Annotated in this window: 13 protein-coding genes; 4 read left to right on the top strand and 9 right to left on the bottom strand. The window is 69.6% G+C overall.

Features of this window, described 5'->3' with window-relative positions; translation table 11 throughout:
• Nucleotides 1-5 precede the first annotated feature (5 nt).
• Nucleotides 6-914: an amidohydrolase family protein gene (locus tag VD659_RS17640; RefSeq protein ID WP_423262346.1), complete on the bottom strand. Its 909-nt coding sequence runs from the start codon at nt 912-914 to the stop codon at nt 6-8.
• Nucleotides 914-1,429 (bottom strand): RidA family protein, encoded by a 516-nt coding sequence (locus VD659_RS17635; protein WP_423262345.1) that lies wholly within the window; start codon nt 1,427-1,429, stop codon nt 914-916. The genes VD659_RS17640 and VD659_RS17635 overlap by 1 nt, the downstream gene beginning before the upstream one ends.
• A gap of 65 nt (nt 1,430-1,494) precedes the next feature.
• Here VD659_RS17635 and VD659_RS17630 point away from each other — a divergent pair, with 65 nt between their 5' ends.
• The 3 genes from VD659_RS17630 (at nt 1,495) to VD659_RS17620 (ending at nt 4,114) form a co-directional block, all read left to right on the top strand.
• Nucleotides 1,495-2,001, top strand: coding sequence for a RidA family protein (locus VD659_RS17630; RefSeq protein WP_423262344.1), 507 nt, complete (start codon nt 1,495-1,497; stop codon nt 1,999-2,001).
• Nucleotides 1,974-3,251 carry an MFS transporter gene (locus tag VD659_RS17625; RefSeq protein ID WP_423262343.1) on the top strand — a complete coding sequence of 426 codons (1,278 nt, stop codon included), beginning with the start codon at nt 1,974-1,976 and terminating at the stop codon, nt 3,249-3,251. Before VD659_RS17630 ends, VD659_RS17625 begins: the two co-directional genes overlap by 28 nt.
• 83 nt (nt 3,252-3,334) lie before the next feature.
• Nucleotides 3,335-4,114: a lysostaphin resistance A-like protein gene (locus tag VD659_RS17620; RefSeq protein WP_423262342.1), complete on the top strand. Its 780-nt coding sequence runs from the start codon at nt 3,335-3,337 to the stop codon at nt 4,112-4,114.
• A gap of 30 nt (nt 4,115-4,144) precedes the next feature.
• Here the strand turns inward: VD659_RS17620 and VD659_RS17615 are convergent, their stop codons facing one another.
• The 4 genes from VD659_RS17615 to VD659_RS17600 all read right to left on the bottom strand — a co-directional run bounded on the left by VD659_RS17615 (nt 4,145) and on the right by VD659_RS17600 (nt 8,180).
• Nucleotides 4,145-5,212, bottom strand: coding sequence for an ABC transporter ATP-binding protein (locus VD659_RS17615; RefSeq protein ID WP_423262341.1), 1,068 nt, complete (start codon nt 5,210-5,212; stop codon nt 4,145-4,147).
• Nucleotides 5,209-6,093, bottom strand: a complete 885-nt coding sequence (locus VD659_RS17610) for an ABC transporter permease (RefSeq protein WP_423262340.1) — start codon at nt 6,091-6,093, stop codon at nt 5,209-5,211. The genes VD659_RS17615 and VD659_RS17610 overlap by 4 nt, the downstream gene beginning before the upstream one ends.
• 4 nt (nt 6,094-6,097) lie before the next feature.
• Nucleotides 6,098-6,976 (bottom strand): ABC transporter permease, encoded by an 879-nt coding sequence (locus tag VD659_RS17605; RefSeq protein WP_423262339.1) that lies wholly within the window; start codon nt 6,974-6,976, stop codon nt 6,098-6,100.
• A 142-nt stretch (nt 6,977-7,118) separates the two neighbouring features.
• Nucleotides 7,119-8,180 (bottom strand): extracellular solute-binding protein, encoded by a 1,062-nt coding sequence (locus VD659_RS17600; protein ID WP_423262338.1) that lies wholly within the window; start codon nt 8,178-8,180, stop codon nt 7,119-7,121.
• A 163-nt stretch (nt 8,181-8,343) separates the two neighbouring features.
• On the opposite strand from VD659_RS17600, the gene VD659_RS17595 reads away from it, so the two are divergent.
• Nucleotides 8,344-9,519, top strand: coding sequence for a M24 family metallopeptidase (locus VD659_RS17595; protein ID WP_423262337.1), 1,176 nt, complete (start codon nt 8,344-8,346; stop codon nt 9,517-9,519).
• Nucleotides 9,520-9,551: 32 nt separating this feature from the next.
• Here VD659_RS17595 and VD659_RS17590 read toward each other — a convergent pair whose 3' ends face one another.
• The 3 genes from VD659_RS17590 to VD659_RS17580 all read right to left on the bottom strand — a co-directional run.
• On the bottom strand, nt 9,552-10,565 hold the full coding sequence (locus VD659_RS17590) for a phosphotriesterase family protein (RefSeq protein WP_423262336.1): 1,014 nt from the start codon (nt 10,563-10,565) through the stop codon (nt 9,552-9,554).
• A gap of 112 nt (nt 10,566-10,677) precedes the next feature.
• Nucleotides 10,678-11,760: an extracellular solute-binding protein gene (locus VD659_RS17585; RefSeq protein ID WP_423262335.1), complete on the bottom strand. Its 1,083-nt coding sequence runs from the start codon at nt 11,758-11,760 to the stop codon at nt 10,678-10,680.
• 116 nt (nt 11,761-11,876) lie between these two features.
• Nucleotides 11,877-12,403 (bottom strand): extracellular solute-binding protein (locus tag VD659_RS17580; RefSeq protein ID WP_423262334.1); only part of this gene is annotated, 527 nt, incomplete at its 5' end.

The following is a 12,403-nucleotide window of genomic DNA, read 5'->3' as shown; positions in this document are numbered from 1 at the left end:
CCCGGCTACAGACGCAGGATGCGGGCGGCGGTCTCTCCGAGGATCGCCGCCCGTTCCTGTGCGCCGAGACCGGGAAGCCCCTCCACGATGTCGGCGGTGGCGCCCGGGGCATACCACGGGAAGTCGGAGCCGAGCGTGATGCGGTCGGCGCCGACCGCGCGGATGAGCTCCACGATCTGGGTGGCATCCGGCCCCTTCGAGGCCCCGATCCACATCACGATCTCGGAGAGGTCGAAGTAGAGACCGGGGTTCGCCGCCGCGAGCTCGGCGACGACCGGCCACTTCGCCCCGCCCAGGTGGGCGAGGATGAACGTGGTGCGCGGGTGTGCGGCCCCGGCCGCCGCGAGCGCAACCGGCTCCGACCAGCCGTAGCCGCGCACATCCGGCCCGCTGTGGAAGACGATCGGCGCCCCGGCGTCGGCGCACGCCTCGTACACGCCCGCGAGCCCCGGGTCGTCGGGGTGGGTGCGGATGGCGATGGGGTGCAGCTTCAGGCCGCGGGCGCCCCAGTCGCCGAAAGCCTCGGCGAGGTGCGCCGCCGACTCGGCCGAGGTCATCACCGCGGGGTTCGCGGTGACGAAGGGAAGCAGCTTGGGGTGCGCGGCGCCCATGTCGCAGAGCCAGCGGTTGTAGGCGATCAGCGCCCCGGCGTGGTCGGCGTGGCTCGGTGGCACCGGCCAGTGCCGGGCGTCGCCGGCCGGATGCGGCAGCTCGGGGAGCTCATAGCTGCCGAGCAGGGCCGCGTAGTCGAAGCCGGCGTCGTCGAGGGCACGGAGGGCGTCGTCGATCGTGCCCGCCACCCCGGCGAACTCCACGTCGGGCTTCTCGCCGTATTCCACGATCGGGTACGCGGTGAGGTCGTACAGGCCCTCCGCGGCGTCGGCATAGGCGTGCAGGTGGGTGTCGACGCGCATCAGAGCGACCGGTCCTCGAAAGGCGAGCGGGTCTCGAGCACGGCGGTCATCTCGAAGACGTTGCCACCCGAGAGGGTGTTCACGCCGAGACCCATCGAGGTCGAGCGCCCGATCGGGTCGCCGAACACCTCCATGAACAGGTCGGCGGCGCCGTTGGTGACGAGGTTCACGTCGGTGAACTCGGGAGTCACCACCACGCAGGTGAGCGTGCGCACGAAGCCCGTGATCTCGTCGAGCGAACCCACGGCGTAGCGGATGAGGCCGAGCACGTTGACGGCCGCGTAGCGCGCGGCCTGGTAGCCCTCCTCGAGGGTGACGGTGGAGCCGACGCGGCCCGGGAACACCTTGTTGCCCTGGCGATCCTCCGGGGTGATGCCGCTCAGGGTGAGCGTACGGCCCGAACGGTGGAAGGCCTTCATGGTGCCGTAGCGCGTGCCGTAGGGCGGGTTGGCGTAGTCGGGGATGACGAGGCCGAGTTCTGCTGCGCGCTGTTCCGCCGTGGTCGCCGTGGTCACATGTCCTCCTGCGGGTCGATAGAATGGATCCAGTTAAGAGCATATCGGATACAAAGAGGAGAAGGATGCCGACCATCAGCGCCGAGGCCCGCGTGCGGGAGCTGGGTCTCGAGATCCCCGACTACGCCAACCCGCCCTATGGCCGCCGCTACGGCCCGATGAAGCCCTTCCACCGCATCGGCGACCTGCTCGAGATCAGCGGTCTGACGCCGGAGAACCGCGCCGGTGAGCGCCTGCATCCCGGGGTCGTCGGAGTCGACGTCACGATCGAGCAGGGCTACGCGGCCGCGCGGCTCACCGCCATCCACACCCTCGGCATGATACGCTACGCCCTCGGCTCGCTCGACGAGGTGGTGAGTCTCTCGCGCGCCCTCTGCTTCGTGGTCTGCCCGCCCGGCTTCGAGCTGCTTCACGAGGTGTCGAACGGGGCCAGCGACCTGTTCCTGGAGGTGTTCGGCGACGAGGCCGGCAGCATGGGCCGTGCCTCGATCGGCGCCACCACGCTCTCGCGCAACAACTGCTTCGAGCTCTGGCTGAGCCTGGAGTGCGCACCGCGGCGCACGGCCCCGTGAGCCTGGCGGGAGCCGGCGCGCGCGACATCACGCGCACGCTGCCGTTCTGGCTGATCTTCGCCGCCTCGCTGATCGGGGCGATGACGAACGCGGCGAGCACCCCGATCATCCCGCAGTACGTGCAGCAGGTGCTCGGCGGCGACGCCACCCTCTCGGGCGTGGTGATCGCGCTGGCCGCGGTGGCCTCGATCGCCGCGATGCCGGTTGCCGGCTCCTACGGCGACCGCAAGGGCTACCGCACCGTGGCCCTCGTGGGCGGCGGCATGGCGATCGCCGCGCTGCTGCTGCTGGCCCTGGTGCCGGCCTTCTGGAGCGCGGCGACCAGCCGGGTGCTGTTCGGTCTCGGCAACTCGGCCGCGATGACGCTCATCATGGCCTGGCTCGTGGCCATCGCCCCGCCCGCTCAGCGCGGAAAGGCGCTCAGCATCTACGGCCTCAGCGTGTGGCTGGGCGTGGCCGTGGGCCCGCAGCTGGGCACCGTCGTCAACCAGGGTTTCGGGCCGCAGGCCGTGTTCGGCGTGTGCGCGGCACTCGAGCTGGTGACGTTCGCCCTGATCGCCATGCTGCCCTCCCCCACCGGATCCGCCGCCGCGGCTTCACGCACGGGTGACCGTCCCCGGCTCGACGGACGCACCCTCCTGGCCGCGTTCCGGGCGGTCTGGGTGCCCGGCGTGGTCGCCGCGGCGGCCTGGTGCGGAGAGGGTCTCATGCTCGGCTTCCTGATCGTGCACCTCACCGGCCAGGGGATCGCCGAGAGCGGCCTGCTGGGTGCCGCCTCCGTCTTCGCCGTCTTCGCCGTGAGCGTGATCGGGGCGCGCCTCGCACTGGCCGGCCTGCCCGATCGCCTCGGCCCCCTGCGGGCGACCGCGATCTCGCTCACGAGCCTCACCGTGGGCCTCGTGACTCTGGGGCTCGCGGGCACCTTCTGGGTGGCGGCCCTCGGCGCGGTCTTCATCGGCGTCGGCTTCTCGCCGCTCTATCCCTCGCTCACGATGCTCGCGACCCGCGGGCTGAACCCGGGCGACCGCGCCCTGGGCCTCGGCCTGTTCTCGAGCTTCACGAGCATCGGCTACGCCGGCGGCGCCCTGATCGGCGGCATCGCCATCGGCCTGTTCTCGTCGATGTGGGCCTTCTTGATCGTGGCCGGCTTCCAGCTCGCCGCCCTCGCCGTGCTCACGATCTTCACTCGCGACGACCACCCGCGGCCGCCCCTCGCCGACGCGGAGGAGCCCCGCGACCCGGCCGCCTGAGCCCGCCCGGCGAGCTGCGTCGCCGACCGCGCAGGCCACGGGTGTCGGCTAGATTGTGTCACGTCTCTCGCGGAAGGATTCGCATGCGCATCGCCCCTCGGGCCTGGATCGGTTTCGCGATCTGGGCCGGCTACGTCGTCGTCATCGTGACGGTCACCCTGCTCAGCGGTGTGCCCTTCCCCGACATCGGCACCTCCGCCGAATCGACCTGGCGGGGCGCCGTGCTCGACCTCGCCGTGGCCGCGGTTCTGCTGGTCGTGGTGACGTCGCTGCTCGGCTGGTGGCGGCCCGCCCTCGTGGAGCGCAGGCGCTCGCACCACAAGTGGCCGGTCTTCGTGCCGATCGTCATGGCCGTCGTGGCCGTGTTCAACCTCGCGAACACCGACTGGTCCCAGTTCGACGCGTCGTTCCTGCTCTCCCTGATCGCCCTCGGCGTCCTCGTCGGCTTCAACGAGGAGATGATGGCACGCGGCCTCGTGCTCACCGCCTTCCGTTCGCGATGGCGCGAGGGCTGGGTGTGGGCGCTCTCCAGCGCGCTGTTCGGCCTGATGCATCTCGCGAACGCACTCCTCGGTGCGCCCCTCGCCTCCTCGCTCCAGCAGGCCGTGCTCGCGTTCGCCTCCGGAACCGCGTTCTACATCCTGCGCCGCGTCACGGGATCGCTGATCTGGGCGATGCTGCTCCACGGCCTCTGGGACGTGTCGGTCTTCTCGGTCGGTCACGCACCCGTCTCGACGCCCTTCGCCGCCCTCCTCGCCCCCGTGGTGGGCATCCTGGCCCTCGCGGTCGTCTACTGGGTCATCAAGGGCACCGACGAACGGTCCCCCTCCGTCACGGCGTCACCGGCCGCGGCAGCCGGATAGAGCGGCCGCACCGAGCCGCACGCCCAGCCCTCAGGCGGCGGCGAGGGCTCCGGTGGCCGGCGCCGACGCGGTCGTGCTGATCACGTGCACGCGGCCCGTGTCACGGCAGCCCACCCGCGCACGGGAGCCGACCACCAGAGCCGAGACGTCGGCGGCCGGGGGCAGGGAGCACACGATCCGCCGGCCGGCATCCGTGCGCAGCTCGAGCCGGAATCGGCTGCCCTGGAAGCTCAGCAGCCGCACGGTGCCCTCGATCGAGAACGCGGATGCGGCGGCGCCCGCCGAGATCACCTCGAGGTCCTCCGGCCGCAGCACGGCTGTTCCCTCGCCGGCGTTCCCGGGCTCGAGGTCGCAGATGGCCCCTCCCTGGGTGGGCAGCAGGTTGGCCTCGCCGAGGAAGCCGGCGACGTACTCGTCGACCGGACGCCGGTAGAGCGACTCAGGAGTGTCGACCTGCACCAGACGGCCGTCGCGCATGATGGCGACGCGGTCCGACATGGTCAACGCCTCGGTCTGGTCATGGGTCACCGACACCGTGGTGATGCCCACCTTGCGCTGGATCCGGGTGATCTCCACCTGCATCTGCTCACGCAGCTGCTTGTCGAGGGCGGCCATCGGCTCGTCGAGCAGCAGGATGCCGGGATTGGCCGCGAGAGCCCGGGCCAGGGCCACGCGCTGCCGCTGGCCGCCCGAGAGCGAGGCGGGCGAGCGGTCGGCCATGCCGGGCAGCTGCACGAGAGCGAGCATCTCGTCCGCCACCGCACGGCGCTCCTTCGCGGGGCGGCGCGCGGCGAGCAACGGGAACGACACGTTCTCGCCGATGCTCATGTGCGGGAACAGGGCGTAGGACTGGAAGACCACGCCCACGTTGCGCTTCTGCGGCGCGCGCTTCTCGACGTTCACCCCGTCGAAGCGCACCTCGCCGGAGTCCACCGTCTGCAGCCCGGCGATGACGTTGAGCAGGGTGGACTTGCCGCTCCCGCTCGCTCCGAGCAGGGTGACGAACTCCCCCGGCTGCACGTCGAGCGCCACTCCTTTCAGCACGTGGTTGTGGCCGAGGGTGACCTGGACGTCGGAGACCGAGAGGGCGATGGTCATTCCGTGACTCCTTCCAAGGAGGGCGTTGTGGGGGTCGGCGAGGCGGCCGAGATGCGGCGTCTCAGCCGTGCGGCGCGCACCGCGTTCGAGAGGGGGAGGATGGCGAGCACCACGATCGCGAGCAGAGACACCAGCGTCGAGGCCGCCGTGAGCTCGGGCGAGAACGCCTCCTGCGAGGCGTTCAGCATGCGCAGCGGCAGCGTCTGCTGCCCCGGAGGCAGCAGGAACACCGCGAGCACGACCTCGTCGAACACCACCACGAAGGCGAACAGCGCCCCCGAGAGGATGTACGGCACGAGGGCCGGCAGTTCGATGGTGCGCAGGATGAGGGGCCAGCGCGCACCCATGGTGCTGGCCGCGAGGCGCAGCGCCGGGTCGATGCGGGCGATGCCCCCCGAGGCGATCACGAACACGTAGGGCAGCGCGATCAGCGCCTCCCCCACGATCAGCGTGACGAGGGTGCCGCGCAGGAACCCGAGCTCGAGGTTCACCCCGTACAGGCCCACCGCATACGCGATCGGCGGCAGCGCGATCGGAACGATGAACAGGGTGCGGATCCACCGGGCCGCCGCACGGCTGCGCACCCGGGTGAGCCCGATCGCGCCCGCCACGCCGAGCACGGTCGCGATGAGCGTGGAGAGCGCGCCCGTCCACAGCGACAGCCAGAACGAGTTCATCCACTTGCGGTCGGAGAGCACCTCGCCGTACCACTGCAGCGAGAAGCCCTTGGGCGGGAAGAGGATGAAGCTGCCCTCGGTCCACGAGGTCGAGACGAGGATGAGGAAGGGGACGATCAGCAGCAGGCTGGCGAGCGCGGCGATCACGATCACCGGAATGCGGTACCAGCCGAGGGAGCGGGCGACGGTCGCGGTGGTGCTCATTCGGTCATCCCCATTTCTCGCTCACCTTGAACAGCCGGTCGGAGATGAGGTAGATCAACATGGTCCCTCCCACCAGCAGGATGCTCATGGCGGCGCCGAGCTCAGGCCGGTTGGCCTGGTTCATCTGGGAGTTGATGACCCCCGACACCGTCATGTTGCCCGGGCCGCCGAGCAGCAGCGGCGTGACGTAGAAGCCGAGCGACATCACGAACACGAGAACACCGCCGCTGATCACCGAGGGCAGGATCTGCGGCCAGGTCACCGTTCGGAAGGTCAGCAACGGCCCGGCTCCGAAGACGGTGGCCGCGCTCAGCTGCTCCTTGTCGATCGCCTGCAGCGCGGTCATCACCGGCAGCACCGCGAACGGCAGCATCACGGCGATCATGGCCGGGTACATGCCGATCGTGGTCTGGTACAGCTCCACCGGTTCATCACTTAGCCCGATGGTGGAGAGGAACCAGTAGATCGCCCCCTTGGGCAGCTCGAGCAGCATCCAGCCGAAGGAGCGCACCATGATCGAGGTCCACAGCGACAGGATGAGCGCGGCGAGAAGCACGATCCTCAGCCAGGCCGGCGACGAGACGATCGCCAGCGCGTAGGCCGAGCCGAGGATCATGGTGATCACCATCACGATCAGGGCGAGCACCACCGTGCGGATGAGTGACGAGGTGAACGCCGGCACGCTCCAGATCTGCAGATACGAGCCGGCGCCCTCCTCGAACGACTGCAGCACGAGGGCGATCAGGGGAAGCCCGAGGGCCACGACGAAGAAGATCAGCGGCGGCCAGAGCAGCCACCTCTTCTCGCCGCGACTGGCGCCGAGCGGACGCGTGTGCTTCGCCCCGCGTCGGGTACGCGGCGAGGCCAGGGATGTGGTGGTCACTCTGACATGCTCCAAGGTCGACGTTTCGCGGATGTTTCCCGCCCGCCTGTCGGGTCGGCGTTGGATCCAATATAGATACTTATGGATCCGAACGCATTACCGCCGTGTTTCGGTCGTGTTACGGATGCGGCGACGAGCGCCGCTACCCGGCCAGCCAGGCCGTGTAACGGTCGACCGACTCGGCATAGGCGTCGGAACGGCCCTGCGCATCCGCGGGCACCGTGGCGGTGTGGCTCGGAGCGTTGGGCAGGCGATCGATGGCCTCGGGGCTCATGTAGTCGAACGCCGCCGACGAGCTGGGCCCGTAGTTGGTGCGCTCGGAGAACGCCGCCTGCTTCTCGGGGTCGGCCAGGAAGGTCGCGAGAGCGAAGGTGTTCTCGGGATTCGGAGCCTGGGCGGCGATCACGAAGAGGTTCGCTTCGACGAAGGCGCCATCCCACACCACGGTGGTGTCGACGCCCTGGTTCTGCAGGCCCGCGAACAAGCCGTTGGGTCCGAAGGCCAGGGCGACACTCCCCGAGGAGAGCAGTTGCTGCACCTGCGGGTACTCCGTGTAGAAGGTGAGGTACGGCCGCAACTGGTCGAGCTTCGCCTCGGCGCGGTCGAAGTCGAGCGGGTACAGGTCCGCGGGCGCCACGCCGTCGGCCAGCAGCGCGGCCTCGAACATGTAGTCGTGGTACTCGCCCGGAACGGCACGCATGCCCGGGAACTTCTCGACGTTCCAGAAGTCGGCCCAGTTCTGCGGGCCGCCGTCGGGGAAGGTGTCGGTGACGTACGCCTGCGCGTAGCCGATCATCATGCCGCCGAACGCGTAGTCCTGCACCTCGGCGGGCAGGAGATCCCCGCGGGGCACGCTGTCGGGCAGCACCTGGAGGCTGTCTTTGTAGAGCCCCACTTCGGCGAGCCCCGTCATCTGGGCGTCGTAGTCGCCGGGGCCGCCTTCGAACATCTCGTTCTGCACGGCCCCGGCGATGGTGGTGGAGACCACCTCGGTGCCGGTCTCGGCGGTGAAGTCGTCGAAGAACACGGCATTGAAGCTCTCGTTGGTGGAACCGCCGTAGTCCGCCCAGACCACCGTCCCTCCGCCCGGCGCCGGCGAGGCGGCGTCGGTGGTGCCGGCGGAGCCGGAGGAGGCGCAGGAGGTGAGCGCGAGCGCGGCGGCCGCGGCGATGGCCACGGCGGCGGGGCGGAAGGAGGGTTTCATCGGATGGTGCCTTTCTGCAGGAACGGAGTCGAAGACGGGTAGCGCAGGGTCGATGGGGCAGACCGGTGGAACTTGTTAGTATCCGTTATAGTGGTATTTGGATCCAAGATTAAGCAAATGTTGTCCAATCTTGATTCTTCGCAGCGCTGAGGAAGGCGGCATCATGAACGTCCCGGAGCACCCGAGGTTCGGCCTGGACGAATACCGCGAGCGCACCGGCCGGCTGCGCGCCGCCCTGCGCGAGCTCGAGATCGACGTGCTGCTCGTGACCTCTCCGGCGAACCTGTTCTGGCTCACCGACTACGAAGCCTCGTGGTACCCGCCCCGCCTGCCGGTCGGCGTCGCCGTCTGGGCGCACGAGGAGCGCACCCTGTTCTTCGACTGGAGCCGGCACGAGGAGTTCCTGCCCTACGACGCCCTCTACGACGAGGCGGAGTTCTTCGACTACGGCACGGCGCACATCACCGTGGCCGAACAGCTCGCCCGGCGCAGCCCGGGAGCCCGGGTGGCGCTCGAATGGTCCTCCCCCACTCCGGTGCCCGGCGTGATGGTGCCGCTCGGCGAGGAGCTCAGCGCCCGCGGGATGAGCGTGTCGGCCGGCGACTGGATCGTCGACGGCCTGCGCGTGTACAAGTCGCCCGCCGAGCGCGAGCGGGTGCTCGCAGCCGGCGCGATCGCCGATCGCGTGTTCCGGCGGCTGCACGAGACCCTGCGGCCGGGGCTCAGCGAGCTCGAGGTCGCCGCGCTGGTGACCACCTTCATGTCGGAGGAGGGCGGCGAGGTGCCGGCGCAGCATCCGCTCGTCGCGTCGGGCCCGAGCGCGTGGCGCGACGTGCACTCCTTCCCCTCGCGCCGCGTGCTGGAGCCCGGCGACATCGTCTCGGTCGACGCCTCGGCGGTGGTGGACCGCTACCACGTCAACCTCTGCCGGGTGTTCTCGCTCGGCCGGGCGCATCCGGGGGTCTCGCAGCTTCTCGACGCCGCCCGTGAGAGCCTCGACGTCCTGTGTGCGAACGCCCACCCGGGAGACGACCCGGCGATCGCGATGGCCCGTGCCGAGCAGGCGCTGCGCGACCGCGTGCCGGCCGAGAAGGTGTGGTGGACCGGGGGCTACGCCCTCGGCGTCTCGTTCCCGCCGAGCTGGGTGGGGCACACCTACCTCGCGAACGACGGGCCGCACCGCATCACCCTCGAGGAGGGCTACCTGTCGAACTTCGAGTCGATCCTGCGCGACCGGGTGGAGCACTTCGAGGCGGCCGCCATCGACACGGTGCTGATGACCGACGAAGGTCTCCGGCCGCTCTCCACCATCCCGCGCGAGCTGCTGATCGCGGGCTGAGCCGGCACGAGCACCTCCCCGGCCTCCGCGGCTCACTCCCCGAACAGCGCCCGCCGAGCATTCTCGGTGTGGATCTGCCGCAGCACCTCGGGCTCGATCCCCGCCGCGGCCGCGTGCTCGGCGAACTCCTCGAACAGGAAGACGAAGCCGGGTCCGCCGAGGGCGGCCTGGTGCGAGCGCTGGAACACGTCGTGCGAGAGCAGCAGCTGGCCGGCGAAGCCCTCGTCGATCAACGCTCGGAGGTGCTCGATCCGCCGGCGCAACTCGGGCAGCACGAGCTCGCCGCCGATCTTGCAGGCCATCATGCAGTCGTACTGCACGAACACGCCCCGCCGGGCCAGGGCACGGGAGTACTCGAGACTCTTCACCGTGTCGGTGTGGCCCACCGCGATGCGCGCCGGGTCGACGCCCTCCGCGTCGATCAGCAGCTCGAGCTGCGCGAGGCCGACCGCGAAGGTGGGCGCGTGCGTGCTGATCAGGGCCCCTGTCGCCCGTGAGGCGATCGCGGCGGCGCGGAACGAACGCTCCTCGCGCGGGGTGATGTGGGCGAAGTCCGAGGCGATCTCGCCGAGCACCCCGGCCCGCACGCCCGTGCCGGGGATCTCGTCGACGAGGTCGGCGATCAGGTGCTCGGCGATGCGGGAGGTGCTCGTCTGATCGAACCAGCGGTGGTCGAGGTAGGCGTCGTAGTAGTGGCCGGTGCCCAGCACCACCTGCACCCCGGTCTGCTCGGCGAGAGCCTTGATGGCGAGCACGTTCGCGATCGAACGCGATCCCGTCTCCCGGTTCTGCAGCTGGTGGCGGGGGTCGGTGTCCCAGAGCACGGGCGCCGCGTGGTCGGTGAGCTCGCCGCAGCTGAGCTCCACCAGGGTGCGGCCGCCGGCGGCGAGGAAGCGTTCGACGTCGTCGACGCGCTCGGCCCAGACGGTGGAGAAGCCGTCGCGCGGGATCATCCGGGTGCCGTTGGCGAAGAGGTGCTCGTGCGGCAGTGTCACGCCCAGCTGCTCGGGGGTGATCGTGCCGGAGACCGTCGGCAGCGTGTGCATCGCAGTACTCCTCGGCGTCGTGCGGCGGCTCCTGGTGCAACGCACGGAGGAGGAGTCCCCGGGTTCTGCGGCCCGAGGGCTCCCCCTCCGTGCGATCCGTTCGCCCTGAGGCCTACTTGGCCAGCCAGGCCGTGTAGGAGTTCAGGAGCAGGTCCTTGTTGTCGGCCCGCCACTGGACGTCCCACTCGAGGGTCTTGTCGTGCTCGGGCGAATTCGCGACCGCCGCAGCGACATCGGGGGCCAGTTCGTCGAACACCGCCGAGTTCACCGGCCCGTACTTGGTGCGCTCGGTGAACACGGCCTGGTTCTTGGGGTCGTTGATCCAGGCGGCCAGCGCGAGCGCGGCATCCGGGTTGTTCGAGGTCTTCGGGATGACGAAGCCGTTCGCGTTGATGAACGCCTGGTTCCACTGCACGGTCACGTCCTCACCCGCGTTCTGCAGTGCCGTGAACTGACCGGTGACACTGACCGCGATGGAGGCGCTGCCGCTGGTGAGCAGCTGCTGCACCTCGGGGTAGGACTGATAGAACACCAGGTCGCCGCGGATGCTGTCGAGCTTCTTCTCGGCACGCGGGATGTCGAGCGGGTACAGGTCCGCCGGCGCGACACCGTCGGCCAGCAGCGCGATCTCGTACGACGCGTCATAGCTTCCCGGGGCGCCGGGCCAGGCACGCTTGCCGGGGTACTTGGCCGTGTCGAAGAAGTCCGCCCAGTCCTTCGGCCCACCGTCGGCGAAGGTCTTCGTGAGCCAGCCCTGGGYSATRCCGATGTAGAAGCCGCCGACCATGTAGGGCGACAGGTTGTCGGGCAGCAGGTCACTGCGGTCGGCCTCGGGGATCTCCATGAGGTTGGCCTTGTTGGCGAGCACGTCGGAGGMGCCCACCTGGAAGATGTCGTAGTCGCCGGCGTCGCCCTCGAGCATGCCGTTGTAGATGGCGTCTTCGATCGAGACCGAGGTGACGTCGACGCCGGTGCTCTCGGTGAAGCCGTCGAAGTAGGCGACCTGGCGGCTTTCGTTGGTGGGTCCGCCGTAGTCGGCCCAGATGATGCTGCCGCTGATCGGGGCGGTGCTGGCCTCGCCGGCGGCGGTCGAGTCGGTCGTGGGGGTGCTGCTGCAGCCGGCGGCGAGGGCCGCGACGGCCACGACCGCGAGCCCGGAGAGGGCCACGCGGCGGAACCGGGTGATTGGTGTCATGGAAGCGATCCTGTTCTGGGTTCGGGAGGGAAACACTGTGGATCCAATTTATCTAGTAATGGATCCTGTTTCGTGTCGGGGTTGTTTCGGCGATGTAAACGGTGCCGACGGATGCGCTACTCGGCGAGCCAGGCGGTGTAGGAGTCCAGCAGCAGGTTCGAGTTGTCGGCGCGCCACTGGTTGTCCCAGTAGAGTCCGATCTTCTCGTGCTCGGGCGAGTTCACCAGGCCGGCGATCACGTCGTCGGAGAGCGACGAGAAGGTCTCGGAGTTGACGGGCCCGTAGCCCGTGCGCTCGGTGAAGACGGCCTGCTTCTCAGGGTCGTTCATCACGGCGGCGAGCGCCATCGCCGCATCCGGGTTCTTCGCAGCCTTCGGCACCGAGAACCCGCTCGGCACGATGAACGCCTGGTTCCACTGCACGGTGACGTCTTCGCCGGCGTTCTTCAGGGCGTTGAACTGCCCGGTCACGGTCACCGCGATGGAGGCGCTGCCGCTGGTGAGCAGCTGCTGCACCTCGGGGTAGGACTGATAGAACACCAGGTCGCCGCGGATGCTGTCGAGCTTCTTCTCGGCACGCGGGATGTCGAGCGGGTACAGGTCCGCCGGCGCGACACCGTCGGCCAGCAGCGCGATCTCGTACG

This window comes from Herbiconiux sp. 11R-BC, from assembly GCF_049472555.1.
Lineage (GTDB): Bacteria > Actinomycetota > Actinomycetes > Actinomycetales > Microbacteriaceae > Herbiconiux.
The sequence above is the reverse complement of the archived record's forward strand: the minus strand, read 5'-3'. Positions and strand labels throughout refer to the sequence as shown.

Bases quoted from the DNA above. Each gene is read 5' to 3' on its own strand.
- VD659_RS17590 (WP_423262336.1), bottom strand. From the start codon at position 10,565: ATGCACACGCTGCCGACGGTCTCCGGCACGATCACCCCCGAGCAGCTG.
- VD659_RS17610 (WP_423262340.1), bottom strand. From the start codon at position 6,093: ATGAGCACCACCGCGACCGTCGCCCGCTCCCTCGGCTGGTACCGCATT.
- VD659_RS17615 (WP_423262341.1), bottom strand. From the start codon at position 5,212: ATGACCATCGCCCTCTCGGTCTCCGACGTCCAGGTCACCCTCGGCCAC.
- VD659_RS17640 (WP_423262346.1), bottom strand. From the start codon at position 914: ATGCGCGTCGACACCCACCTGCACGCCTATGCCGACGCCGCGGAGGGC.
- VD659_RS17620 (WP_423262342.1), top strand. From the start codon at position 3,335: ATGCGCATCGCCCCTCGGGCCTGGATCGGTTTCGCGATCTGGGCCGGC.
- VD659_RS17595 (WP_423262337.1), top strand. From the start codon at position 8,344: ATGAACGTCCCGGAGCACCCGAGGTTCGGCCTGGACGAATACCGCGAG.
- VD659_RS17630 (WP_423262344.1), top strand. From the start codon at position 1,495: ATGCCGACCATCAGCGCCGAGGCCCGCGTGCGGGAGCTGGGTCTCGAG.
- VD659_RS17600 (WP_423262338.1), bottom strand. From the start codon at position 8,180: ATGAAACCCTCCTTCCGCCCCGCCGCCGTGGCCATCGCCGCGGCCGCC.